Genomic DNA, 25,811 nt, shown 5'->3' on the forward strand with positions numbered 1-25,811 from the left:
GAAAACGCCCGCGCGTTCTGTCGTTCGACGCGCGGGCGTGAGGCTTCGCTTTGGGACGGTCAGGGCGCGATGTAGCCCAGACGCGCCTTCAGCGACTGCGGACGGCCTTCGAACAGCGCGGCATAGTAGACGGTGTTCGACAGCACGTTCTTCACGTAATCGCGAGTCTCGGTGAAAGGGATCGTTTCAGCAAAAACCGCGCCCTCCACGGGAGCGCGCAAGTCCTGACGCCACTGGCGCGGCCGGCCCGGACCGGCGTTGTAGCCGGCGGTCGCGAGCACGGGCGAGTTATCGAATTGATTGTAGATCATCGAAAGGTAATTCGTGCCGAGCAGGATATTGGTGTTGATGTCGTTCATCTGCGCGCGCGACACCGTGCCGAGACCGATTTTCTTCGCGACGAGTTGCGCCGTGCCGGGCATGAGTTGCATCAGGCCGCCCGCGCCGACTTCCGACCGCGCATTGATGATGAAGCGCGACTCCTGGCGAATCAGCCCATACGCCCATTCGATGTCGAGACCGGTGTTCTGCGCGTCGCGCTCGACGATATCGCGGAACGGCGACAGATAGCGCAGCGTGAAATCGTGCTCCGTTTTCGTCTTGTCGGCAGTGTTCACGGTGCGGTCGAACATCTCGATGCGCTTCGCGTACTGCGCCGCGGCGATAAGCTGGCGATCCGTCATCGTGCGCAGCGGCCAGTTCCATTCGCGGTTGCCTTCGAGCCGCATGTTCAGCGCGTAGAAACGCTGCGACAACGCGAAGCCCGGCACCGATTGCATCTGCGCGATCTCGGCGTCGGACACCGTGGTGCGCGGCGGCACCGTGATCTTCTGACCGAGCTCTTCCAGCGAGAGCTGGCCGTAGAAGTTGTACTGGTCCGCGATGGTCTGGAATTCCTGATTCGCCGTGGCCGGGTCGCCGGCCTGCTTCACGGCGCGCGCGTGCCAGTAGACCCACGACGGCTGGGCGCGCAGCGCGGGCGGCATCTGTTCGATGGACCAGCGCACCATGTTCCAATCGCCGGCGAGCAGCGCGCTGCGCGTGCGCCATTCATACGCCGGGTTGGACAATTGCGCGTTCGCCGACAGCCGATACCAGTCCGACGCCGCCGGCATGCGCTTGATGGCCGCCTGATAGCCGATCGTGCCCCAGCCGGTCGCGCGCTCCGCGGGCGTGAGGCTCGGGGCGACGGAACTGAACGTGGCGGCGGCCATCGCCGGATCGTTGCGGGCCATGCGCGTGATCGCGAGCAGCGTGAGCTGATGCGCCGGCGTGTTCGGCATCACGCCGCGCGCGAGATAAAGCGGCGGTTTGTTGACGGCGTCGTCCAGCAGCGAACCCTTCGGCTTTTCCTGGCCGAGCGCTTCGACGATATTCGAGCCGGTCGACGTGTAGTTCTGCTCGTAGGCGAGGCGGATCTGCTGCCAGATGTCGTCGCTCGTGAACTGGTTCGATTCCGCGAGCGCGCCGATCAGATCGACGCAGCCGTCGCCGTACCATTTCGGCTCGACGAGCAGCGCGCGCGCTGAATCCGCGACGTTCTCGCCGCGCGACAGGCGCGCTTCGAGCGCATAGCACTTGACCTGCGTGTCGTCATTGAGAACGAAACGGGAATACTGCTGCTCGAAGTTCTTCCAGTCGTGACGGCTGCCGAGCACGACGAGATAGTCGTTGCGCAAGCGGTCGGCGATTGCCTGGCCGTCGTAGCGCTGCAGGAACGAGAGCACCGGCGCGTCGGGCGCGTCGATGCGCGCGTGGCCTTGCGAATCGAAAAGCTGCGGCTTGATCGTGAAGTATTCGATGTAACCCGGCGCCGGATAATCTGGAATCTGCGCGGCGAGCATCGCCGCTTTGCCGGCGTCGTTCGCGCGCGCGGCATCGCGCAACTGCATGAAGACGCGGTCGTCGGACGTGGGCGGCAAATCTGCATCGGGACGGACGGCGGAAGCCGTGCCGCAGGCGACGAGCGTGGCGGCGGCAAGCGCCGCACCGACCGCGAGATATACTCGGTTGAGGCGTTTTGACATCTTTATTTCTGGAGCGCGAATGGTCTTGAACCGGGTCCTGAGATCGGAGGAAAGCATAGCACGCAACGTTTGCGATCAACCCAAGAACCAGCCTAAAAGCGCCTTGCGTGCAACGCTTCTCGCGACGCGCGAGGCGCAATCCGAACAACCCGGCCAGGCCGCGCGAAACGAGGCGCTCGCGCTGCGCATTCAGGATATGCTCGCGCGGCACGAGGCGCGCAGCGTCGGCTTCTATTGGCCGGTCGCGGGCGAGTTCGACGCGCGCGACGCGCTCGCGCGCTGGCTCGGCGCCGACGCGACGCGCACCGCTGCGCTGCCGGTGGTCGTGAAACCGCACGCGCCGATGGTCTTCCACGCCTGGCGTGCCGATGCGCCGATGAAAGAAGGCCGCTACCGGATTCCGGTGCCCGCCGAAGAACAAGTCGTCTTGCCGGAACTGTTGCTGATTCCTTGCGTCGGTTTCGATGCGGATCGGTACCGGCTGGGCTACGGCGGCGGTTATTACGACCGCACGCTCGCCGCATGGCCGAACGGCGCGCGGCCGGTAACGATAGGCGTCGCGTACGAATCGGGCCAATGCAAAACGTTGCCGCGCGAGACGCACGACATGCCGCTCGACGCGATCATCACTGAATCGGCGATCTATTAAAGAGATGCCGCCGCGCGCGCGGCGGTATCGTAGAGGCCGGATGCATTGCGCATCAGTTGCGCGGCCTCGCCGATCTGCTCGTTGCTGAGGCCGCTTTCGCGCAGCGTTTCGATCAGGCACGCCTCGCGCACTTCGCGATACTTGCCGCACAGTTCGCGCCCCGCCGGGGTCGCGCAAAAGAACACTTCCTTGCCGGATTTCTCGCTTTGCACGTAGCCGCGAGCGACCAGTTTCTTCAGCGCATATGTGGCGACGTGCGTGTCCTCGATGTTCAGCACGAAGCAGATGTCGGCGAGCTTCTTCTTGCGGTCGCGATGGCTCACGTGATGCAGCAGCGACACCTCCACCGCCGTCATGTCCTTCGCGCCCGCCGCGGACATGCAGCGCACCATCCAGCGATTGAACGCATTGCCCGCCATGATGAGGCCGTACTCGAACTCCGACAATTCCGCGCTGGCTTCGGAGACGAGATGCTCGGACGAAACGATCTTGGTGGGATGGCGCGGCATGGCGATGACCGATTTGAAGTGCGTTGGAGTGTAGCGCAGCGTCGATTTGGCGAGCGACGAGGCGCCTCGGCGAAAACCTGTATTGATAATTTCTTGATAATTTATTGACAATGTAACATTCTGCGACGGCGCGGCGTTCATCGGATCGACGAATTTCGCGCATCGAAAAGGCAAATCTGAGGCATGACAAGACCACGTATTCACTCGCTAGGCGACACCGCGCTCGTGTGCGAAGCCGCGCCGCCCGCCACGCTCGACTGCCAGCGGCGCATCTGGGCGCTGGCCGAGCACGCGCGTCTCATGCCGCACGTCGTCGAAGTGGTGCCGGGCATGAACAATCTGACGATCGTGTTCGATCCGCTGGAAGCGGACTACGAAACGCTCGCCGCGCACCTCGAAAGCGGCTGGGACGCCGTCGAGGCGACCGATATGCACAGCGCCGAGATCGAGATTCCGGTGCGCTACGGCGGCGCCGACGGGCCCGATCTCGCCGCGCTCGCGAATCACACGGGCTTTTCCGTCGATGAAGTGGTGAAACGTCATACGCAAGCCGAGTACATCGTGTTCTTCCTCGGCTTTCAGCCGGGCTTTGCCTATCTCGGCGGGCTCGATCCCGCGCTCGCGATGCCGCGCCGCGCGGAGCCGCGTCTGGAAGTGCCGGCGGGATCGGTCGGAATCGGCGGGCCGCAGACGGGCATTTATCCGGCGGCGTCGCCGGGCGGCTGGCAGTTGCTCGGGCGCACCGAGCTGAAACTCTTCGATCCGGCCGCAAATCCGCCGACGCTCATGCAGCCCGGCGATCGCGTGCGCTTCACGGCGCTGGAGGTGCGCGCATGATCGACGTGATTCGCGCGGGCGTGCTCACTTCCGTCCAGGATCTCGGCCGGCGCGGCTACCGGCATCTCGGCGTGAGTTCGGGTGGCGCGCTCGATGCGCTGTCGCTGGAAATTGGGAATCGCATCGTCGGGAACAGGCCGGACGCGGCGGGCATCGAGATCACGTTCGGGCCGACGGTGTTGCGCTTCAAGCACGCGACGCGCGTTGCCATCACTGGAACCGATTTCGGCGCGACGCTCGACGACAAACCGGTGTATTCGTGGTGGAGCCTGCCGGTGCGCGCGGGTCAGGAGCTGACGCTGCGCGCCGCGAAGCGCGGCATGCGCTGCTACGTGGCGATCGCGGGCGGCATTGACGTCCTGCCGATGCTCGGCTCGCGCTCGACCGATCTCGCCGCGTGCTTCGGCGGTCTCGGCGGGCGCGCGCTGCGTGACGGCGACCGTCTGCCGGTCGGCGTGCCGCAGCCGCACAAAGGCATCGCGTTTTCGCCGGAAGAACCCGCGTTCGGCGTGAAGGCGCCCGCGTGGTGCAAGTTCGTGCTCGTCGACGAACCCGTGCGGCGCGGACGCCATTCGCCGGGCCTCGCGTGGGCGGTGCCGATTCGCGTGCTGCGCGGCCCGGAATACGCGAGTTTCAGCGACGCCGCGCAGCAGGGTTTCTGGAACGACGAATGGACGATCACGCCGAACAGCAACCGCATGGGCTTTCGTCTCGCGGGCACGGCGCTGGAGCGGCGCGAAAAGATCGAGTTGCTCTCGCATGCGGTGTTACCCGGCACGATTCAGGTGCCGCCGAACGGCCAGCCGATCATCCTCATGGGCGACGCGCAGACCACGGGCGGCTATCCGAAGATTGGCGCGGTGATTAAGGCGGATTTGTGGAAGCTCGCGCAAGTGAAATTGAACGGCGGCGTGCGTTTTGTCGAGACATCCGTGGAAGAGGCGCGCCACGCGCTCGCCGACGAACGTCAATATGTGAGCCAGGTGGAAACGGCCATCGCGATGCACGAAGAACGCATCGCACGCGCGGGCTCCTGAGTCGCGAGCCGTGCGTACGACGCGGCGCATCACATCCAACATCCAACGGAACGACTGCAAAAACATCATGGAAATCGATCTCAATGCCGATCTCGGCGAAGGCTGCGGCTCCGACGAAGCACTGCTCGATCTCGTGAGTTCCGCGAACATCGCGTGCGGCTGGCACGCGGGCGGCGCCACGGCAATGCGCGATTGCGTGCGCTGGGCCGTCGAGAAGCGCGTCGCCATTGGCGCGCATCCGAGCTTCAACGATCCCGAGAACTTCGGCCGCAAGGAAATGGATCTGCCGCCGGAGGAAATCTACGCGGGCGTGCTGTATCAACTCGGCGCGCTCTCGGCGATCGCGCAGGCGGAAGGCGGGCGCATCGCGCACGTGAAGCCGCACGGCGCGCTCTACAACCAGGCGGCGAAAAGCACCGAAATCGCGGATGCCATCGTCTCCGCCGTGCACGACTTCGATCCGTCGCTGCTCGTCTTCGGCCTCGCGAACAGCGGGCTCATCGAAGCGGCGCGGCGTGCGGGCCTGATCGCCATCGAAGAAGTGTTCGCGGATCGCGGTTATCGCGCGGACGGATCGCTCGTGCCGCGCAAGGAGCCGGGCGCGCTGCTCGACGACGAAAACCTCGTGCTCGACCGCACCCTCGCGATGGTGCGCGAGCAGCGCGTGCGGGCCGTGTCCGGCGAATGGGTGCCGCTCAACGCGCAGACGATCTGCCTGCACGGCGACGGCGCGCATGCGCTCGAATTCGCGCGGCGCATCCGTGACGCGCTCGCGGATGCGGGCATCGCGGTGCGCGCCGCGCACGCCGCCGCCTGACGCGCTATTGAAGCATTGGACGCCCCGCCAGCCGGGGCGTTTTAACGAGCGGCCACGGCAGTTCAGAGAGCCGCAAGTAGTAATCCCACGCGCCCGTCACGAGGCGTGATGTCTATATCGTTTGGAGAACTCATGGCAACTGCTGTCAACTTGTGGCCGCTCATCGGCGTGGCCGTCATCATCGTAGGCTTCGTGCTGCGCTTCAATCCGATGCTGATCGTCGCGGCGGCGGCGATCATCACCGGCTTCGCGGCGCACTTTCCCGTCGAGAAAATCCTGACCGCTATCGGCAGCGGTTTTCTCAAGACGCGCAACATTCCGCTCATCATTTTGTTGCCGCTGGCGGTCATCGGCCTGCTCGAACGGCACGGCCTGCGCGAGCGCGCGCAAATGTGGATATCGAGCATCAAGGCCGCGACGGCCGGGCGTCTGCTGATCGTCTATCTGTTCGTGCGCGAGATCACGGCGGCGGTCGGCCTCACGGGACTCGGCGGTCATCCGCAGATGGTGCGTCCGCTGCTCGCGCCGATGGCCGAGGGCGCCACCGAAGCGCGCTACGGCAAGCTCTCCGACGCGGTGCGCAACAAACTGCGCGCGTATTCCGCGGCGACCGATAACGTCGGCCTGTTCTTCGGCGAGGATATTTTCGTCGCGTTCGGCGCGATCGTGCTGATGACCACGTTCCTGAAGGAAGCCGGCATTGTCGTCGAGCCGATGCACGTGGCGGTCTGGGGCATTCCCACCGCGATCTGCGCGTTCCTGATCCACGGTTTCCGGCTCTGGCTGCTCGACCGCAGGCTCGCGCGCGAACTCGGCGCGCTCACGCGCAACGTCGCGGGAGAAAAAGCATGACGCTCACGATCAACTATCTGTTCTATCTCGTCGGCATCATCCTGCTGGTGGTCGGCGGCATGATCATCACGGACAAGTCGCATCCGCGGCGGCTGACCGCAGGCGGATTCTGGCTGATCTACGCGCTGATCTTCCTCGTCGGCGACTGGATTCCGGTGACGGTCGTCGGCGTGCTCGTCGTGGCCATGGCGCTGATCGCCGGCTTTCACGGCGTCACGGGTGCGAAGCCGAGGATGCTCTCCGAGGAAACGCGCCGCCAGAGCGCCGTGCGGCTCGGCAACAAGCTCTTCGTGCCCGCGCTGACGATTCCCGTCGTCACCGTGATTCTCACGCTCGGCGCCAAATATCTCGTGTTCGGCGGCGTGCCGCTGATCGAGCTGAAGAACGTGACGCTGATCGGCTTCGGCGTCGGCTGCGTGATCGCGCTGGCGATCGCGTGCGTGATGACGCGCGATACCGTCGGCCAGTCGATGCGCGAAACGCGCCGTCTCATCGACGCGCTCTCGTGGGCCGCCGTGTTGCCGCAGATGCTCGGCATGCTCGGGCTCGTGTTCTCCGACGCAGGCGTGGGCAAGGCGGTCGCGCATGTGACGACGGCTTACGTCAACATGGACTACCGGCTCGTCGCGGTGGCGGTGTATGTCGTCGGCATGGCGCTCTTCACGATGGTCATGGGCAACGGCTTCGCCGCATTTCCAGTGATGACGGGCGGCGTCGGCGTGCCGATCCTCGTCGGCGTGTTTCACGGCAATCCCGCGACGATGGCCGCGATCGGCATGTTCTCCGGCTACTGCGGCACGCTCATGACGCCGATGGCCGCGAATTTCAATATCGTGCCCGCCGCGTTGCTGGAGTTGCCGGATAAGAACGCGGTGATCAAGGTGCAGGTGCCGACGGCGGTGACGCTTTTAGTGGTAAATATATTTTTGCTTAACTGGTTGATGTTTATCTGATAGATAAGATAAAGCGAAACATAAAAATATCTTTCAATAGACCTATATAGCGCATTCAGGTTAAATCGCCTGAGTGCGCTTTTTTATTTCCGGCCTGCTGCGCCACCCGCTAAGCCACGTCCCTCTTGAGTTTTGCGGGAAAAACATCTCGCTCCGCTTGTCGCTAATTTAGTAATCCCTATCAGATTATTCAAAGTTATTGTCAAAAAAAGCTGCTAGTAATTAGGACGACGCTTATATCTGTCAAACATCGGCTTGATGGAGACTCCACCCTCGGTGCCGGTTCGAAACGATTTCCGTTACGCGTGACATTTTTGCGGTTTTTAAATGTCTCGCGAATGTCGCAAGCGGCCTTCGAATCCCAACCATCCCATCCCGGAATCTAGTTCGGAATACTTCGCAACTCGCGAGCGACAGCCGAGCCATTAGTCCGCCCACGTCCGCCATGCGATTGCCGAGCTATATCCGATTCAATAACGCACCTGCGGGGCGTGATCTACCGCTGCGGCTGATAGAAAGCGTCTTCGTCGCGATCTGCGCGATGGTCATCCATAGGCACGCCGATGGAAGTTACCTGGCGGCCTATCGCAGCACGGTTGTCGCACTCACGATCGTTTTCGCGTGGTGCGCAATGGACGCGCGCGGGACGCCTCGCGCAGCGCCGGTTAAAGGCGCGCTTCTGACGGGACTCGGCTGGGTGTTCTGCGAAGCGCTGGCGGTCGCCGTAGTCAAGCTGATGCATCCGGACTACCAGCCGTCGCTCAGGTCGTTCGCGGCTCTGGGTGCGATGACGGTCGTCGGCATCTTCATTTTCAGGATGGCCCGTGCGCGTGGTGCGCGCACCTATTCGGTGGCTGTCGTGGGGCGCGGCGATCATTGCGCCGCCCTCGTGCGCAACGTCGAGGCCATGCACGAGCCGATTTACCGGATCGAAGCCCGATTCGAGACGGGCGAAGAAACCGCGGCTTCGCTCGACGGCGTGCCGTGCTTTCACGACATCGATGCGTTCGTATCGCATATGCATACGCAGCGGATCGACGAACTGTGGCTCGCCCTGCCGCTCACCGATGAGAAAACGCTGCACCGCTTTATCGATGCGTTTCACAACGAACTCGTGAACATCCGCTTCATCCCGGACGTGTCCAACCTGTCGCGTTTTCAGAGCGGCGCGGTCAATCTCGACGGGGCGCTCGCGATCAATCTCGTCGCCACGCCGCTCACGGCGGACAAGCTCGCCGCCAAGACGATCTTCGACCGCGTGTTCGCCGCCTGCGCGATTCTCGGCACCTCGCCGGTGCTGCTCGCCATCGCGCTCGCCGTCAAGCTCTCGTCGCCGGGACCGGTGCTGTTCAAGCAGCGACGCCGCGGCGCGAGCGGGCAGCCGTTCGAGATCTACAAGTTCCGCACGATGCGCACGCACGCGCCCGGCGACGGCGTGGTTGTCCAGGCCCGGCGCGGCGATCCGCGGGTCACGCGTGTCGGCGCGTTCCTGCGCCGTACGAGCCTTGACGAGTTGCCGCAGTTTTTCAACGTGCTGCGCGGTGAGATGTCGGTCGTGGGGCCGCGTCCGCATGCGATCGAGCACGACGATCTGTATCAGGACATCGTCGACGACTACATCCATCGGTATCGCATCAAGCCGGGCATCACGGGCTGGGCGCAGATCAATGGATTTCGCGGTGAAACCGATTCCGTCGACAAGATGCAGCGGCGCGTCGAACACGATCTCTATTACCTCAGCAACTGGTCGTTCGCGCTGGACATGCGCATTGTGCTCGCGACCGTCGTGCGGGGTTTCGTTCATATCAATGCGTATTGACGCGTAGGACCCCTTCATGAAGCAATCGATTCAACGCGTTCGACCGACGATGTGGCGCGCTGCGTTTCCACGGACGGCACTGGCCATTGCGCTCGCGAGCGTGCTGAGCGCATGCGCGTTCGCGCCGGGCTTCCGCATGCCTGTGACCGCCGATCCGGCGACGAGCGGGAGCGCAGCCGGATCGCACGTCCAGGCCACCGCTGCGACGCCCGCGATTCCCGTTACGGAACTCGACCTCGAAGTCGTGACGCGCTACGCCAAGCAACGCAAGGCGAGTCAGGATCAGGAGGCGAAGCAGCTTTTCGGCGCGCCGCGGACCTACACGGTCGGCGCGGGCGACGTGCTGCAGATCGTCGTCTGGGACCATCCGGAATTCGCGGCGGCGCTCGGCACAGGACAGAACCAGGCGAGTGCGAAGGATGGCGATCCCGCGGTAGGTTTCATTGTCGATCAGAAGGGCAACTTGCGTTTCCCGTATGCGGGCACGATAGCGGCCGCCGGGCTGCGCACCGATGAAATCCAGCAAAAGCTGACGACCGCGCTCTCGACTTATCTCGTCAAGCCGCAAGTCACCGTCCGGATGACGTCGTATCGCTCGCGCCGGGTGTATGTCGACGGCCAGGTGCACAACCCTGGCGCGCTCTCGATAACCGACGTGCCGCTCAACTTCTACGACGCGATCGCGCGCGCCGGCGGTTTCGCCGACAGCGCCGATCAGAGCGATGTCGTACTGGTGCGCGGCGATATCTCGCATCGGATCGACGTGCCGCAACTGCTCGCGCAAGGGCTCAATCCGTCGAAGCTGTATCTGGAGTCGGGCGACCTGCTGCGCGTCACCTCGCGCGACGACAACATCGTCTACGTGATGGGCGAAGTGAACAAGCCGGGCTCGGCCGCGCCGCGCCGCGACGGTCGCATGTCGCTCGCGGATGCGCTCGCGCAGGCGGGCAGCATCAATTCGAGCACGGCCGATACCGCGCAGATGTTCGTGATCCGCCAGAGCGAAGGCATGCCGCAAGTGTTCCACCTCGATAGCCGCTCGCCCGTGTCGATGCTCGTGGCGAACGAATTCGAGCTGCAGCCGAAGGACATCGTTTACGTCGACGGCAGCGGCCTCGTGCGCTTCAACCGCGTGATCAGCTTGCTGATGCCGTTGATCAGCACCGGCCTCACAGCGGGGGTGATCACGAAATGATCCGCTCGGTATTGATGGTGTGCGAGGGGAATATCTGCCGCAGCCCGCTCGCGGCGGCGTTGCTTGCGCGTGAGTTGCCGCATCTCGATGTCACGTCGGCGGGCACGCATGCGCTGATCGGCGAGCCCGCGAACGCGGTGATCGTCGAACTGGCGCAGGCGCACGGGCTCGCGCTGGATGCCCACGTCGCGACGCAAATCGAAGCGTCGCACGCGCGCGACTCAGACCTGATTTTGACGATGACTCAAGCCCAGCGCGCATGGGTGGAGGCCGCTTGGCCGCCCGCGCGCGGCAAGGTGTTCCGTCTTTGTGACGAGCAGGCCACCGATGTCACCGATCCGTACAAGCGCCACCGCGCGGTGTTCGAACTCGCCTTTGCCCAGATTCGGGAAGGCGTCACGCGATGGAGCCGCGCGCTCTCGGAACAACGATGAAAGAACAATACATCAAATCTTCCCCGCTCCCGGTCGACACCGGCGACGATGAAATTCGGCTGGCGGAGATCGTGGGCGTGCTGCGGGAAAATCGCAAGCTGATCGCGGTCGCTACTGCATGCATGTTGATTGCCGGATCGCTGTACGCGTTCCTTTGGACGCCGACTTATCGCGCCGACGCGCTCGTTCAAGTCGACGACGACAGCGGTTCGGGCTCGCTCAACGACAAGCTGGGCGATCTCGCGGCGTTGTTCCAGAACAAGTCGACCTCCGATGCCGAGATCGAACTGATGCGTTCGCGTACGGTCATCGGCGATGCCGTCTCGCGTCTGCATCTCGATATCGATGCGCGCCCGCACTATTTCCCGCTCGTCGGCGCGCCCTATGCCCGTTTTGCGGGCCGGGACGGTCTCGCGAGCGCTGCTTTGGGACTCGACGGCTACGCTTGGGGTGGGGAGCGGATCGGCGTCACGACCTTCGACGTACCCGCCCGGCTTTACGACAAGACCTTCACGCTGATCGCGCGGGGCGGCGAGCGCTACGAACTGCAATCGCCTGAAGGCGTTACGGTTCTGCGCGGCCGATCCCGCGAAACCGTGACGGCGAACATCGACGGCGCGCCCGTCAAGTTGACCGTGGCGTCGCTGCTCGCGCGGCCCGGCACGCGCTTTGACCTTTCGCGCTCGTCCACGCAGCAAACCATCGCTGATCTGCAGAAAGACCTGAAGATCGCGGAGAAGACGAAGCAGTCCGGCATCATCGGCTTGTCGCTCGACGGGGCGAATGCCGAAAGGATCACGACGACGGTCAACACGATCGCGACGCTCTACGTGCAGCGCAACGTCGACCGTAAGTCCGCACAGGCGCAGCAGATGCTCGCCTTCCTCGGCGACCAGTTGCCGCAACTGCGCGCGGACCTGGACCGGGCCGAAGCGCGCTACAACGAATATCGCGCACGCAACGGCGCAGTCGATCTGGAAGAGCAAAGCAAGTTGTTGCTTCAGACGGTCGTCGATAACAAGACGAAACTCATCGAGCTGCAGCAACAGCGCGCCGATCTCGTGCAGCGCTATACCGCGATGCATCCGTCGGTTTTGGCGGTCGACATGCGCATCGGCGAATTGCAGCGTCAAGCCAGCGAGTACGAGAAGCAGGTCGGCACGTTGCCGTCGGTGCAGCAGGACGCGGTGCGTCTGCTGCGCGACGTGAAGGTCAGCAACGATCTGTACACCAGCCTGCTCAACAGCACGCAGCAATTGCGCGTGCTCAAGGCCGGGCAGCTCGGCAATGTCCGAACCGTCGACTACGCCATCACGCCGGAAAAGCCCGTTGCGCCGAAAAAGGCGCTCGCGCTTGCGCTCTCCGTGCTGCTCGGCCTGGTGGCCGGATGCGGTATCGCGCTCGCGCGCCGCATGTTCAATCGCGGTCTCGAAACACCGGTCGAGGTCGAAAGCGCGATCGAGATTCCCGTCTACGCGATCATTTCGCACTCGCCGCGTCAGGCTTCGCTCGACGCGTCGCGCCGACGCGGCACCTCGGGACGTCGTGTGCTTGCGAGTCTCGCTCCTGACGATGTCGCAATCGAAGGCCTTCGCAGTTTGCGTACCGCGCTGCAATTCGGCGTGCTGAAGCAACGCCATAAGGTCGTCATGTTTACGGGGCCGCGGCCGGGTATCGGCAAGTCGTTCGTCTCGGTCAATTTCGCGGCGGTGCTCGCGGCCGGCGGCGAACGCGTGCTGTTGATCGACGGCGACATACGGCGGGGCAATCTGAACGGTCTGCTCGCGCTTTCCAGGAAGCCGGGACTGTCGGAACTGATCGGTGGCGCGCAGCCGGATGCCGTGATCAATCGCGACGTGCTTCCCGGCCTCGACGTCATCACCAATGGCGGCACGCCTGCTCAGCCATCCGAACTTCTGATGAGCGCGCGCTTCGAGAGCGTGCTGGACGATCTGCGTCAGCGCTACGACTACGTGATCGTCGACTCGCCGCCCGTGCTCGCAGTTACCGATGCCGGCCTGATCGGCAGGCATGCCGACGCGACGCTGCTCGTCGTGCGGCACGGCGTGCACACGGCGGCGGAACTCAGTCAAGCCATGCGGCAGCTCTTCAGCGCGGGGGTTTCGGTGGATGGCGCACTGCTTACGTGTACGCCGTCGCGCGGGACTTCCTATGGCGCCTTCACCCAATACGCGAACCGTGGCAGCGAATAACATGCGGACTTCCTTGCTTCCGTTCGATCGCCTGACGAGGAGCGGCCATGACGCTTGACGGAATGTTCGGCGCGCGCCTTATGAGGGTTGCAAATGTATCGTTGCGTGGGCTGACGCTGGCGAGCAAGTTCATCTTGCTTCTCGTTATGGCGAAATTCATGACGCTGTCCGAAGTAGGTCAGTACGGCGTACTGGCCGCAACGGTCAGTTACGCGCTCTTCATTCTCGGTCTAGATTTTTATACTTACAGCACGCGGGAGATGCTGAGCGTCGACCAAATACTGTGGCCGTCCTTGTTGCGCAATCAAGCTGCGTTTTTCGCGGTCTGTTACGCGACGATGCTCCCGGTCTTCTATCTCGCGCTGAAGTGGTCTGACACAGTTTCTGAACGGCTCGTGCTTTGGTTCCTCGTACTCGTTGTGCTGGAGCACCTTGCGCAGGAATTGACTCGTCTTTTGGTAGCCATGTCGCGACCGGTATCCGCGACTGTCCTCGGGTTTCTAAGGGGTGGCCTATGGGCATGCGCTTGCATTGCGGTGATGGTCGTGGCGCCGGCTCTCCGAAATATCGAGACAGTGCTCATCGCATGGGTATTGGGAAGTCTTTGCGCCTCCTGTTTTGGCTTTGCGTGCATTCGCGGGTTGCCTTGGTCCGTCGCAACGAAGCGTCCGGTCGACTGGCGATGGATATGGCGCGGCGTAAGAATCTGCACGCCTCTGCTCGTAGCAACGCTGGCCATTCGTGGGATCTCCGTTTTCGACCGCTACATGCAGGGCTATTTCGCGGGCGACGAAGCGCTCGGCGTCTACACGTTCTATGCAGGCGTAGCTAATGCCATTCAGGCGTTTCTCGATGCAGCCGTTTTTTCTTTTTTGTATCCCCGCTTGGTCAAAGGCGCGAAAAGCGAGGATAGATCTATTTTCGACGCGGCGGTCAGTCAACTGACTCGTGCGACTGTTCTCACAACGACCGTGCTTTCATTCGTGGCCTTGGTCGGAATCAAGCCAGTGCTGACACTGCTGCGAAAGCCAATATATGCCGAGCATTTTGGGATGTTTCTTTGGATTCTGTCGGGAGTCGTCCTTTTCTCATTGAGCATGATTCCGCACTACGTGCTCTACGCGACGCGGCAGGATCGGGCCATTCTTGCCACCAACCTAATTAGCCTTGTCGTATTTATTGTGGCCGCACCTTTGCTCGCGCCGCACTTGAAATCTCTGGCGGTCCCCGTCGCCCTCACCGTCGCATTCGGAACGATGTATGTGTCGAAGCTCGCGCTTTGCCGAAAATTCGGCATGCGAAGATAAATCTTGTCCTACTTGAAAGTTGAAAACATGTTTAACGATAAGTCCATCCTCATCACCGGCGGCACCGGATCGTTCGGAAAGAAATACGTCAAGACGATCCTCGCCCGCTATAGCCCGCGGCGTCTCATCATTTTCTCGCGAGATGAGCTCAAGCAATTCGAGATGCAGCAGGAGTTCAACGCTCCTTGCATGCGCTACTTCATCGGGGATGTCCGGGACTACGATCGTCTGCTACAGGCAATGAGCAACGTGGACTTCGTCATTCATGCCGCAGCGCTTAAACAAGTGCCCGCAGCCGAATACAACCGATGGAGTGCATCAAAACGAACATCCACGGGGCCGAGAACGTCATACGTGCCGCGCTGGCGAACAACGTAGAAAAGGTCATCGCGCTTTCGACGGACAAGGCCGCGAATCCAATCAATCTGTACGGCGCGACGAAACTGGCGTCCGACAAGCTTTTCGTGGCTGCGAACAATATCTCGGGCGGTCACCGAACTCGTTTCTCGGTCGTTCGCTACGGGAATGTGGTCGGTTCCAGAGGTTCCGTCGTGCCTTTTTTCAAGCAACTCGTGGCCGCCGGCGCGACCGCGTTGCCGATCACGCATCCGGAAATGACGCGCTTCTGGATCACGCTGCAGCAGGGCGTCGATTTCGTGCTCACGAATTTCCGGCGTATGCACGGCGGCGAGATCTTCGTGCCCAAAATTCCGTCTATCAAGATCCTCGACCTTGCCCATGCGATGGCGCCGGAAATTGATACGAAGATCGTTGGCATCCGCCCGGGCGAAAAGCTGCACGAGATCATGTGTCCTGCGGACGACTCGCATCTGACGATCGAGTTCAGCGACCACTACGTGCTGAGTCCGACGATTACGTTCAATGGCGGCACGCGCGACTTCAGCCTCAACTCGCTCAACGAGCAGGGATGTCGGGTCGAGCACGGTTTTGAATACAACTCGGGATCGAACAGTCACTTCCTGTCGATCGAGCAGATTTGCGAATTCGACCGATTGGCGGAGGCATAAATGATTCCATACGGCAGACAGGAAATCACCCAGGCCGATATCGACGCAGTAGTCGATGTTCTTGGCTCTGATTTCCTTACGCAGGGTCCAGCAGTACCGAACTTTGAGAACGCGATAGCCAAGCGGGTTGGCGCGCGCTTCGGCGTCGCGGTGAACAGCGCGACATCGGCCTTGCATATCGCTTGCCTTGCGCTCCGACTCGGTGCGGGGGATCTTCTTTGGACGACTCCGATTACCTTCGTCGCCTCGGCGAATTGTGCTCGATATTGCGGCGCGGACGTCGATTTCGTGGATATCGACCCGGCGACCTACAACATCGACGTCGAAGCGCTCGCGCTGAAGCTCAACGACGCGCAGAAGAAAGGCGAATTACCAAAGATCCTCGTCGTCGTTCATCTTTGCGGTCAACCGTGCGACCTCGATGCGATCCACGCGCTGAGCGGAAAGTATGGGTTTCGTGTCATCGAAGACGCCTCGCATGCGATAGGCGCTTCCTATAGGAACGAGCCCGTTGGCAACTGCCGATATTCGGATATCACGGTCTTCAGCTTCCATCCCGTGAAGATTATCACCACGGGTGAAGGCGGAATGGCGATGACGAATGACCCGGAGCTCGCCAGCCGCATGGAGTTGTTCAGGAGCCACGGGATAACCCGTGATGCCGGCTTGATGACGCACACACCAGACGGTCCGTGGTATTACCAGCAGATCGACCTCGGTTTCAATTACCGGATGACGGACATCCAGGCCGCGCTCGGTCTGACGCAATTGACACGCCTTGATGCCTATGTGGCTCGCCGCAAGGCTATCGCGGTTCGTTACGACAGCTCTCTGAACGCATTGCCTGTCCAGACTCCGCTACAGGTCGCAGAAGCCGCGTCGGCATGGCATCTCTATGTGATTCGCCTGCGTCTCGATGAAATCACGCGCTCGCGTGAGGCAGTCGTGCAGACGCTGCGCAGCGCGGGAATCGGCGTCAATGTCCACTACATTCCCGTGCATACGCAGCCTTATTACCGATCGCTCGGATTCCAGGCAGGGGATTTTCCGAAAGCGGAGCGCTACTACAGCGAGGCGATCAGCTTGCCCCTGTACGCGACGATGAGCGATGCGCAGCAAGACGCGGTTGTCGATGCGCTTAATAAGGCGCTGTCATGACGACCGTTGCCGTCATTCCGGCACGCGGCGGCAGTAAGCGAATTCCGGGCAAAAACACAAAGCTGTTTAGCGGCAAGCCGATCATCGGCTGGTCGATCGAGGCGGCGGCGCGCGCGGAATGCTTCGATCGCATCGTGGTCTCGACTGACTGCGCTCGAATTGCCGAAATCGCTTGTGCTTTTGGTGCGGAAGTGCCGTTCATGCGCCCAGTCGAATTGGCGGACGACCATGCGCCGACCATATCGGTGATGAAACATGCATTGTCGTCGCTGGGGTGGGAGGCGGGCGATCTGGCTTGTTGCATCTATGCGACCGCGCCGTTCCTATTGGCCGACGACTTGGCCCTCGGCCTGGAAACACTTCGAACATCGAAAGCCGATTTCGCTGTCAGCGTTACGACGTTCCCATACCCGATTCAACGGGCGCTTCGCATTTCCGCCGAGCGCCGCCTCGCGATGTTCGATCCGCAAAACTATCTCGTCCGATCGCAAGACCTGGAAGAGACCTATCACGACGCAGCGCAATTTTATTGGGGCACGGCGGAGGCTTTCGTCGCCTCGCGCGCGATACTCGGAGAAGGCACGGTTCCTGTCGAGATTCCGCGCCATCGTGCGCAGGACATCGATACACCGGAAGACTGGATTCAGGCGGAAGCGATGCATACCGCATTGATCAATCTCGGAATGGGCAATGCGCATCGTCTTTCGTGCTGATTCGTCATCGTTAATCGGCAGCGGGCATGTGATGCGGTGCCTTGCGCTCGCCCGCGAATTCAAGCGGTCAGGGGCGGAGATTCACTTCGTGTGCGCCCCATATGAAGGAAAACTCGACGGGCTAATCCGGGCATCGGGATGCGCATACCATGAGTTGACCGGAATGGACGAGCGCTTGTCGATGGACCATCGGCTTTGGAATGCAGGCGCAGTGTCCGCTCATGTTGCCGATGTGGGCCGGACTCTCGCGTCGATCGGTGCCGTGGACTGGCTCGTCATCGACAACTATGGACTCGACGCGGGCTTCGAGTCGCCATGTCGCAATTTCGTGAGGCACGTGGCCGTGATCGACGATCTGGCCAATCGCGAACACGACGCTACGCTGCTCGTCGATCAGAACCTGTTCCAGGACGCCGACGAGCGCTATCGCGCACTGCTGCCCGTGAACTGCCTCACATTGCTCGGGCCCAGGTATGCGTTGCTGCGTGAGGAGTTTCGCGCGCAGCGTGAGGCGCGCGTTGAGAGGATTGCGCCTTCGGGCGCGTTGAACGTACTAGCCTTCTTCGGCGGAGGCGACAATAGCAACGAGACAGAAAAATTCCTGCTGGGCTGGCGCGATTCGGTCGATGGAAACCTCTCGGCAGATGTGGTGGTGGGTGGGGGCAATCCGAAAATAGACCGTTTGCGCTCGCTTGCCGCAACGATGCAGCACGTACGCATCCACCATCAGACGTTAGAAATGGCGAGCCTCATGGCCGGAAGCGATTATGCGTTCGGTGCATCAGGCATTGCGAACTGGGAGCGCCTGTGTCTCGGACTGAACGCGAGCGTGGTTTGCGTCGCGGAAAATCAGGTGCAACCGGCTCGTGCATTAGCCCAAGAAGGGCTGATCGATTACATCGGGAGCGCAGACGAAACGAGTCCGTCGACATACGCACAGGCCCTGCACCGTCTCAAGGCGAATCCAACTGATTACCTCCGGCACGCCGAGCGGCTGATGAACTACGTAGACGGATTGGGCGCGCGCCGCGTTGCGCGCGCGATCCTCAATAGGGCAAGTCAAGGGCGCGGCACGCGCTCATTTATTCACTTTGGAACTTGAATGAAACGGAACCTCACGCCAACGATACAGATTGCCGGCAGATCGATTGGCCCGAAACATCCGCCCTACGTCATCGCCGAGCTTTCCGCCAATCACAACGGCGACCTCGGTACAGCCTTGCGCATTATCGATGTGGCAAAAAAAGCCGGCGCGGATGCTGTGAAGCTGCAGACATATCGGCCGGATACGATCACGCTCGATTCGACAAGCCCCGATTTCATGATTCGGGGCGGCCTATGGGACGGTAAATCGCTCTATGAGCTTTATCAATGGGCGCACATGCCGTGGGACTGGCACAAACCGCTGTTCGAGCACGCCCGTCGGCAGGAAATTACCATCTTCAGTTCGCCATTTGACTTTAGCGCTGTAGACCTGCTCGAAGATCTCAACGCACCAGCCTATAAGATCGCGTCCTTCGAGGCAGTCGATCTACCGCTCATCAAATACGCTGCGAGCACCAAGAAGCCGCTGGTCATTTCGACAGGAATGGCGTCCAAAGACGAGATCGCCGAGGCCATCGACGCGGCGCGTTCCGCCGGTTGTCGCGAACTCGCCATTCTTCATTGCGTAAGCGGCTATCCTGCGCTCGCTGAGCACTACAACCTCCGTACCATCGGGAACATGATCGATCACTTCGGCGTGGTAGTCGGACTATCAGATCACACCATCGACAACACGACCGCAGTCGCGAGCGTGGCACTTGGCGCGTCGATCATCGAGAAGCACGTCACGCTCGATCGAAAAGGCGGTGGCCCTGACGATAGCTTCAGCCTCGAACCGGACGGTCTCGTTGCACTCACGACCGAGGCTCGTCGTTGCTGGTCCGCCCTGGGGGACGTGACCTACCAGCTTCAGGAAAGCGAAGCCCCGAATCAAAAATTTCGGCGTTCTCTGTATATCGTGAAGTCCATCGCCGCCGGCGAAGAATTCTCGCCCGAGAACGTCAGGAGTGTTCGGCCGGGTTATGGACTCGCGCCGAAGCACTATCACGCATTGATCGGGCGCGTGGCCTCTCGGGATTTTGCAGCAGGCGAACCCGTACCGCGCGACATACTGATCGTCGGCGATTCCGCCGAATAACTCGACTTCTCCAGAAAAAAGCCCTATTTCAATACCGAGTCATGTCGACCTTATTCGTCGTTCAAAACGACACACACGCCAAGAATTTCAACATTATGGCCCGCGAGGCAGTCGCGAGAGGTGAGGCCGTGTCGATACTACTCCTTGACGGCGCTACGCATGAGTCGACGCAGCGATTCTTCGACGAAAGCCTGAATCCACTGATTAGACACGTTGAACAGACGTCCAATGCGTTCTACCGCTCGGGCAATATGTGCCGCGCCCGCACTTGCCTGCAGTTCCGGGCGTGGGCACGCGAGACGATTGGCACATTCGATCATGTCGTTCTTGGAAATGACGGCGCGCTGCAGAAGATCATCGTCAAGGCAGCGCGAGCGAGAAGCGCGAACTGCCGTGTGAGCGTCGTGCTCGACGGACTGCTCACGCGCGAAAAGGGGCTGCGGGCCCTCACAAAGCGCCGCTTGCAACGGCTGGCCGAAAATTTGAACCTTGATGCTCTTTTCCCGAGCACAGTGGGGATCAGTTGCCTGATCGATGACATCACCGTCATGCACACCTCGGTCGCCGATGTGCTTCGCTTTCACGGCTCGAAGGCACAAGACATCGTGGTCGCGCCGTTGCCGCGTCATGCCGCCATACGCGCGACTGCGCGCCGGTACGAGTCCGGCAAAACGCGCATCTTGTTCTTGGGCGGCGCATATCTCTGGCATAACGAACAAGTCGGCCATAGTCGACAGGTGGAAGACTTCTCGGCGTTCTGCGAATTCGCGACGCGATCGACCGATGTCGAATGCCGTCTCCGTATTCATCCACGCGACGATATCTCGATATATCGGCAACTCGATAGCGCGCGCTTGCAAGTTGGCGGAAGCGAAAACAGTCTTGAGCACGATCTGGCGTGGGCCGACATCGTCGTGGCCTCGCGCTCGTCAGGCCTGTTCGATGCAATGCTCGCGGGGCGACGCGTATTCGTCTATACGGCCCATTTCCCCCTACCGAACGACGACACGTTCTTTAGTTCGCTTCCCTCGGTCTCGACCTTCGAAGAACTCAGGAAATGAAGTCATCCAAATTCCTGTCGCTGGGGATGTATTTCCTGTTCCTGGTCTATCTGCCACTGACGGGATACACATATGTCTCCATTCGCGGCGGATCGCAAATTATTGACAAAAATGTCCGTGCAGGGGTTGTCCTCATATTGTTCGGAATTGTCGCGACGCTGTTTGCACTCACTCGCAGAGTCGATTCCATTCCCCGAAGCGTTGTAGGTTTGGGAAGTTTTTTTCTCTACGGCTTCGCAGTTTCCGTGGTTCGCAATTCGCCTGATGAGTACCTCTCCTACTTTCTTCGGATTGGGTCACTCGTCTTGGTGTTCTGGATTGCCTATTCGTGGGCGAAGAAGAATCGGTGGGATTGGTGGCGCTTCACTCGAAATATTGTCACGGGAAGCACGCTGATCTACGTCGCCCAGTCTCTCGTCGACCTGCTGGCCGGGCGTGCGCTCGCGATGAACGGCGCCGTACGGTTTCCGGGCAGCCTAGGCAGCCCGCCCGGTTACGCATCCGTGTGCATGATTTTCCTCTTGGCGAATATTTATTTCCTCGTATGCACGAGATCGAGGCTTCATCTCCTACTTTCCCTGCTTTTGGTCGTTTGCTCCTTTCTTACGGGAACGCGTGCAATTGCAGTCACCGGACTGCTCGCCCTGATTCTCGCTTTAATTGCATATCACCGATCGATCTATCTTCGCGTGATCCTTCTGTTTGCGACATTTATCTTGGCGCCGGTCGTGGTGGGCTGGATCTTGAACAACACGGAAATAGGCTCGCGAGTTGAACTTTCTTTCAACAATCAAGGAAATGACACGTCAACCAATTTTCGGTTGATGATCCTGTCCACCTATTTCTCCCGGATCTCCATATCGCAGCTTTTGTTCGGCCTTGGCGTAGGAGGCTTCCCGAAATGGTTCGCTGCACAAACGGCGATTGAGGACGTCGGACCACACTTCGAGTTCTTGTGGGCGCTTTCCGAATTAGGGCTCGTGGGCTCTGTCATCTACATACTCGCGGTCTGGGGCAGCACACGGTGGGTCTTTTCGCGAAAAAGGCAACTCGGATGGGCAGAAAGGATCTCGGTTTTAGTTCTGACTTTTTCACAACAGCTGATATTCCAATTCACCAATCCTCTCTACTTTTATCAATTGTGTGTTCCCGCTCTGTTCATGCTTGGCGGGATGTTCGGAAGTGAGCGCAGCAGAAATAGGTGATTGTTTTGAGTGAAAATGGTTTCGTGCAACACAGGAAGTTCAATCTGATCAGAATAATATTCGAGCGAATCTTGAATAGTGAAAACGACGACTGTTCAGGTCAGTCAGTGATATTTCTGAACCCTCATTCCTACATGATTCTGCGCGAGCATCCGGATCTCTTCGCGACAAATAGCAAGGTTGGAATCGACGGTCAAGTGCTAGTAAGGATTCTGTCGCTATTCTGGTCCCGGCACGTCGATCGGGTGAGTTTCGACATGACGTCACTCGCGCCGCGGGTATTTCAAGACGCAGCGGCTTCGCGCAAGCGCGTGTATATCATCGGATCCACGCAGGCCAGTCTCGACCGTTCTCTCTCGGTGCTGGTCGGAGCGTTCCCCGAACTCGATATCTGCGGTAGCCGAAATGGATATTTCCTTAGCGAAGTCGACCGAATTAGTGCGCTCCATGACGTTATGGAGTCCGAAGCGAATGTGATAATTTGTGGCATGGGATCGCCGCATCAAGAACGCTTCCTTCACGAGCTTCGCGCGCTAGGTTGGACGGGTACGGGCTACACATGTGGCGGGTTCCTGCATCAGACCGCCAAGAGAGGCGAGCGGTATTATCCCCGTTGGATCGATCGTCTCCAATTGCGCTGGGCCTATCGAATATACGACGAACCGAAGTTGTTCAAACGCTACTTCTTTGGTTATCCGATAGCCTTGCTTTTCATCGTCAAAGATTGTGTCGGCTATGCGATGGGCAAGTTGTGGAGGTCTCCCTCATGAGGCGCAGACGACAGATGCTGAAGTCATTGCTCGCGCTCCCATTCTCCGCAGTGAACCTGGGCGTCCTTGCACGTTCGGGTCGACCGGTCGGGCCGCCGACGTTCCCGGAGTCTTCGAAACTTGAGGCTACCCTGTTGCGATCTACCGGTGTGCGCTTTGGCCCGGGCGATCTCGAGATTCTCCGTTCGCATTTCGACCTGGCTGCATATACCGGACAAGCAAGCCATGTTTTTCTGCGAAGCCCTGGTCTTCCGGTGGCACAGCAACAACGCTTCTTTCGTCGCGATGTCAGCGGTCGACCTACGGAGGAGCCCCTTATCGACGCTCTGGGAAGAGCATGGCTACACGATCGCAGACAATTGGTCGATGTCAGGAAATTCGGAGGAGTGAAACGCGGTGACGACTATACGGCATCGATTACGCGCGCGCTCACGGAGTCAGATGTCTACGCCTGGATTCCTCCGGACTTGAGCGGGACCGCGCTTGATGTCGCGTTGCCCTCGAACGCGATCTTGGTCATCGACGGTACGATCGAGATGCCGGCCAGTGCACCCTTGCGCGCGGCAATTTTCAGAAATGCAGATCCAGACGCAGGCAATTCGCATATCGCGTTAGTCGGCAACGGTTGTATCGACGGTGCGAAGGCGCGTCAGGCGTTGGAAGCGGAACATGAATTGGTGCGCTTCATTAACTGTTCATCGGTGGCAATACATCTCGCACAAGCTGGCGGAAACCGCTTTTCTAAAAGCATACGAGAGCGCTCGGGTGCCGCAGTACATCTGCTGGGCGGGAGGGATCATTCCGTTTCTATCGATCGTTTGCAGGACTATGGTCGGGAGGGTATCTGGCTCTACGATGTAAGCCACAGCATGGTCAGCGATACAGAAACCAACGGCGGCGGTGAGAGTTGGAGCGGTGTTCAGGTTGGCGGCCCAACGGCGACCCTAAACAGAATCTCGAACGTCGCGACGCACCTTGCGGGCGCCTCCGGCATTGGCTGCGACTCGAAGGAGTCGTTGGTTGTAGACTGTAGCAGCCGCGCCAATGAATATTTCCACGGATTCAACTTCGGACATGCAGGGCAACCCGCTGACGATACAACGGGACTGCGGCTTCGTTCGATTTCCGCAGGAACTGCCGGCACGGCTAGTGCCGACTTCAACGGTTTCAGCATCGTCAATGGAAGCCGACGCGTGAGACTGATTGACTGCGTGGCCGAGCAGGCCTTCAGAGATGGATTCAACACATCGGCAGGTGCGGACGGATCTACACTTGTGCGTTGTGCCGCCTCAGGATCCGGACGCTATGGGGTCAACGCCTGGGGTGCAACGGTCGTCACCCGTGATTGCAGCTTTGATTCGAACGCCGGCGGATCGATATCGCCGTCGGGCAATGGTCGCGTGATCGTTGACTGAGCCGCACTTCGCACAATTCTTTACTGTCTTTCAATCGCGAGACTTTAGACATGTTGACTCTGAGAAAAGCCACTGCCCGAGATTCAGATCTCCTCTACGAGTGGAGGAACGATCCAATCACGCGACGCAGTAGTCACGACACTTCGGAAATCGCACGCGAGCGACATGAACGCTGGTTAGCCGCGAGCCTCGAAAATTCTCGACGGCAAATATTTATCGCTGAGGAACACGAACGCCTCGTGGGCACGGTGCGCGTTGACCACGGCCCCGACGGCACGGCGGAACTTTCGTGGACAGTTGCGCCTGATGCGCGCGGTAAGGGAGTGGCAACGCGCATGGTCCGGCGTGTGGCAGACGAAATCTCTGGCAAATGTCCCGTTCGCGCTGAAGTCAAGGCTGGGAATCACGCGTCGGTGAAAGTGGCCAACGCTGCGGGAATGCATTTGGTCAACGAGGGGCGAGATGTATTGCACTTCTATCGCGCAGCTTCGCCCGAATGATTGGCGACCGATGATAGCGCGTCCGCAGTCATCCCGGTCCCACCAAAAACCCCCTCTTCCTCAACAACTCCAGCACCCCCCTCGCCCCCCCAAGATGCAACGCCCCGATCGCCACAAACACCGGCCTATCCGGCGCGGCCATCCCAACGATCCTCGTGACGAACCGCTGATTCCGCTGATAAACCACGCGGTTATCGACCTGCGCCGCCAGCGCCTTATTCCTCGCCAGCTTGCTCGATTTCGCATCGTCCCAGGCCTTCAACGCATCCGCATCGCCGATGCGCCACAACCTATGCAACTCCTTCACATCGGCGACATTCTCCGCCGGCGACTGCACCAGATCCTGCGCGAGCATCTCTCTCTGCTGCGCCGACGTCAGCCGCGTGAACGTCGAAATCTGCTCGTTCAACGTCTCCAGCCCGACGATCTTCCCGCGCGCCCGAAGATACACATTCTGCAACTGAGCCTCGGTGCCGTAGTCGCTCTGAAACCCGGCCTTGAGCGTGTCGTAGGTTTCGATCAGCATCGACGCGAGCCACGGCCGCGTATGCCTTATATCCTTCAGCGCCGCCGGATTGCTGCGCATACGCGCCTCGACCTTCTTCCACATCGCGTCCGGCAAATAATCGATCAGACACTCGCTGCGGCACATGCCATTCCGATTCACGTCCTCTTGCGAGAGCAATAGTTCGTCGGGAGAAATTTCAAGCGCCAGTGTAGGCGATGCATCGAGCGCCGCGAGTATCGCTTTGCGAAACGGTTGCTCGGGCGGATAGTCGCTCGCGAAACCCACGTGAAGCGTGCCGAGCACATAGATGGTCGTCGCGCCCTTGGTCGCGACATAGAAAGGCATGCGCGGCGGCTGCGCGCGCACCGGGCCGCTCGCGGTCGTGCCGTTCGAGCGGTCCGCTCGCGGCGGCGGCGCAGGATTGGCGGGCGCGGCGGCGGACCCCGCATCGCCCGCGGCTTGCGGCGTGCGCGATCCAATCACCGCAAAGCCTGGCGGCGACACCGAGACGCCCGCCGTAAACAGCAAGAACGACAGCACGAGGGCTGTCGTTTTGGCGAACGCCGCGCGCAGAAGACGCGGCTTGTCGTATGAATCCGGCACGATCGACATCTTAAAACAT

General features: G+C 60.6%; 23 protein-coding genes and 1 pseudogene. 21 read left to right on the forward strand and 3 right to left on the reverse strand.

Annotated features, from left to right (window positions below; all coding sequences use genetic code 11):
• Window positions 1-59 precede the first annotated feature (59 nt).
• Window positions 60-2,027 carry a lytic transglycosylase domain-containing protein gene (locus AWB82_RS24830; protein WP_086971974.1) on the reverse strand — a complete coding sequence of 656 codons (1,968 nt, stop codon included), beginning with the start codon at window positions 2,025-2,027 and terminating at the stop codon, window positions 60-62.
• 19 nt (window positions 2,028-2,046) lie between these two features.
• Between AWB82_RS24830 and AWB82_RS24835 the strand changes: the two genes are divergently transcribed.
• Window positions 2,047-2,676, forward strand: coding sequence for a 5-formyltetrahydrofolate cyclo-ligase (locus AWB82_RS24835; RefSeq protein ID WP_086971976.1), 630 nt, complete (start codon window positions 2,047-2,049; stop codon window positions 2,674-2,676).
• Here the strand turns inward: AWB82_RS24835 and AWB82_RS24840 are convergent.
• Window positions 2,673-3,185 carry a winged helix DNA-binding protein gene (locus tag AWB82_RS24840; protein WP_086972063.1) on the reverse strand — a complete coding sequence of 171 codons (513 nt, stop codon included), beginning with the start codon at window positions 3,183-3,185 and terminating at the stop codon, window positions 2,673-2,675. The two genes, AWB82_RS24835 and AWB82_RS24840, sit on opposite strands and share 4 nt — an antisense overlap.
• A gap of 183 nt (window positions 3,186-3,368) precedes the next feature.
• Between AWB82_RS24840 and pxpB the strand changes: the two genes are divergently transcribed.
• The 20 genes and pseudogenes from pxpB (at window position 3,369) to AWB82_RS39215 (ending at window position 24,681) form a co-directional block, all read left to right on the forward strand.
• Window positions 3,369-4,022 (forward strand): 5-oxoprolinase subunit PxpB, encoded by a 654-nt coding sequence (gene pxpB, locus AWB82_RS24845; RefSeq protein WP_086971978.1) that lies wholly within the window; start codon window positions 3,369-3,371, stop codon window positions 4,020-4,022.
• Window positions 4,019-5,059: a 5-oxoprolinase subunit C family protein gene (locus AWB82_RS24850; RefSeq protein WP_086971980.1), complete on the forward strand. Its 1,041-nt coding sequence runs from the start codon at window positions 4,019-4,021 to the stop codon at window positions 5,057-5,059. Before pxpB ends, AWB82_RS24850 begins: the two co-directional genes overlap by 4 nt.
• Before the next feature lie 67 nt (window positions 5,060-5,126).
• Window positions 5,127-5,876 carry a 5-oxoprolinase subunit PxpA gene (pxpA, locus tag AWB82_RS24855; protein ID WP_086972065.1) on the forward strand — a complete coding sequence of 250 codons (750 nt, stop codon included), beginning with the start codon at window positions 5,127-5,129 and terminating at the stop codon, window positions 5,874-5,876.
• 132 nt (window positions 5,877-6,008) lie between these two features.
• Window positions 6,009-6,728, forward strand: coding sequence for a DUF969 domain-containing protein (locus AWB82_RS24860; RefSeq protein ID WP_086971982.1), 720 nt, complete (start codon window positions 6,009-6,011; stop codon window positions 6,726-6,728).
• Entirely contained in the window at window positions 6,725-7,681 is a 957-nt protein-coding gene (locus AWB82_RS24865; RefSeq protein WP_086971984.1) for a DUF979 domain-containing protein, read from the forward strand. Before AWB82_RS24860 ends, AWB82_RS24865 begins: the two co-directional genes overlap by 4 nt.
• 445 nt (window positions 7,682-8,126) lie before the next feature.
• Window positions 8,127-9,500, forward strand: a complete 1,374-nt coding sequence (locus AWB82_RS24870; protein ID WP_086971986.1) for an undecaprenyl-phosphate glucose phosphotransferase — start codon at window positions 8,127-8,129, stop codon at window positions 9,498-9,500.
• Window positions 9,501-9,516: 16 nt separating this feature from the next.
• Window positions 9,517-10,695 (forward strand): polysaccharide biosynthesis/export family protein, encoded by a 1,179-nt coding sequence (locus AWB82_RS24875; protein ID WP_407643040.1) that lies wholly within the window; start codon window positions 9,517-9,519, stop codon window positions 10,693-10,695.
• Window positions 10,692-11,129, forward strand: coding sequence for a low molecular weight protein-tyrosine-phosphatase (locus AWB82_RS24880; protein ID WP_086971987.1), 438 nt, complete (start codon window positions 10,692-10,694; stop codon window positions 11,127-11,129). The genes AWB82_RS24875 and AWB82_RS24880 overlap by 4 nt, the downstream gene beginning before the upstream one ends.
• Window positions 11,126-13,342 carry a polysaccharide biosynthesis tyrosine autokinase gene (locus AWB82_RS24885; RefSeq protein ID WP_086971989.1) on the forward strand — a complete coding sequence of 739 codons (2,217 nt, stop codon included), beginning with the start codon at window positions 11,126-11,128 and terminating at the stop codon, window positions 13,340-13,342. The genes AWB82_RS24880 and AWB82_RS24885 overlap by 4 nt, the downstream gene beginning before the upstream one ends.
• 47 nt (window positions 13,343-13,389) lie before the next feature.
• Complete coding sequence (locus AWB82_RS24890; protein ID WP_086971991.1) at window positions 13,390-14,649, forward strand: lipopolysaccharide biosynthesis protein; 1,260 nt, start codon at window positions 13,390-13,392, stop codon at window positions 14,647-14,649.
• 27 nt (window positions 14,650-14,676) lie between these two features.
• A pseudogene (pseB, locus tag AWB82_RS24895) lies at window positions 14,677-15,677 on the forward strand (UDP-N-acetylglucosamine 4,6-dehydratase (inverting)).
• On the forward strand, window positions 15,678-16,835 hold the full coding sequence (gene pseC / locus AWB82_RS24900; RefSeq protein WP_086971993.1) for a UDP-4-amino-4,6-dideoxy-N-acetyl-beta-L-altrosamine transaminase: 1,158 nt from the start codon (window positions 15,678-15,680) through the stop codon (window positions 16,833-16,835).
• The gene (gene pseF, locus AWB82_RS24905) at window positions 16,832-17,548 is read left to right on the forward strand and encodes a pseudaminic acid cytidylyltransferase (RefSeq protein WP_086971995.1); all 717 of its coding nucleotides are present in this window, start codon (window positions 16,832-16,834) and stop codon (window positions 17,546-17,548) included. Before pseC ends, pseF begins: the two co-directional genes overlap by 4 nt.
• Window positions 17,526-18,650 (forward strand): UDP-2,4-diacetamido-2,4,6-trideoxy-beta-L-altropyranose hydrolase, encoded by a 1,125-nt coding sequence (gene pseG, locus AWB82_RS24910; RefSeq protein WP_086971997.1) that lies wholly within the window; start codon window positions 17,526-17,528, stop codon window positions 18,648-18,650. The genes pseF and pseG overlap by 23 nt, the downstream gene beginning before the upstream one ends.
• Window positions 18,651-19,730, forward strand: coding sequence for a pseudaminic acid synthase (gene pseI / locus AWB82_RS24915; RefSeq protein WP_086971999.1), 1,080 nt, complete (start codon window positions 18,651-18,653; stop codon window positions 19,728-19,730).
• 41 nt (window positions 19,731-19,771) lie between these two features.
• Entirely contained in the window at window positions 19,772-20,791 is a 1,020-nt protein-coding gene (locus AWB82_RS24920) for a hypothetical protein (RefSeq protein WP_086972001.1), read from the forward strand.
• A complete protein-coding gene (locus tag AWB82_RS24925) occupies window positions 20,788-21,996 on the forward strand; it encodes an O-antigen ligase family protein (protein ID WP_086972003.1) in 1,209 nt (402 codons plus the stop codon). The genes AWB82_RS24920 and AWB82_RS24925 overlap by 4 nt, the downstream gene beginning before the upstream one ends.
• Before the next feature lie 71 nt (window positions 21,997-22,067).
• A complete protein-coding gene (locus tag AWB82_RS24930) occupies window positions 22,068-22,766 on the forward strand; it encodes a WecB/TagA/CpsF family glycosyltransferase (RefSeq protein ID WP_143756837.1) in 699 nt (232 codons plus the stop codon).
• Between the two features lie 14 nt (window positions 22,767-22,780).
• Window positions 22,781-24,181 (forward strand): hypothetical protein, encoded by a 1,401-nt coding sequence (locus AWB82_RS24940; protein ID WP_143756839.1) that lies wholly within the window; start codon window positions 22,781-22,783, stop codon window positions 24,179-24,181.
• 50 nt (window positions 24,182-24,231) lie between these two features.
• A complete protein-coding gene (locus tag AWB82_RS39215; RefSeq protein WP_086972011.1) occupies window positions 24,232-24,681 on the forward strand; it encodes a GNAT family N-acetyltransferase in 450 nt (149 codons plus the stop codon).
• 28 nt (window positions 24,682-24,709) lie between these two features.
• On the opposite strand, the gene AWB82_RS24950 is transcribed toward AWB82_RS39215, so the two are convergent.
• Window positions 24,710-25,801 carry a TraB/GumN family protein gene (locus tag AWB82_RS24950; protein ID WP_086972013.1) on the reverse strand — a complete coding sequence of 364 codons (1,092 nt, stop codon included), beginning with the start codon at window positions 25,799-25,801 and terminating at the stop codon, window positions 24,710-24,712.
• Between the last annotated feature and the right edge of the window lie 10 nt (window positions 25,802-25,811).

It is taken from the genome of Caballeronia glebae, from assembly GCF_001545035.1.
GTDB lineage: Bacteria > Pseudomonadota > Gammaproteobacteria > Burkholderiales > Burkholderiaceae > Caballeronia > Caballeronia glebae.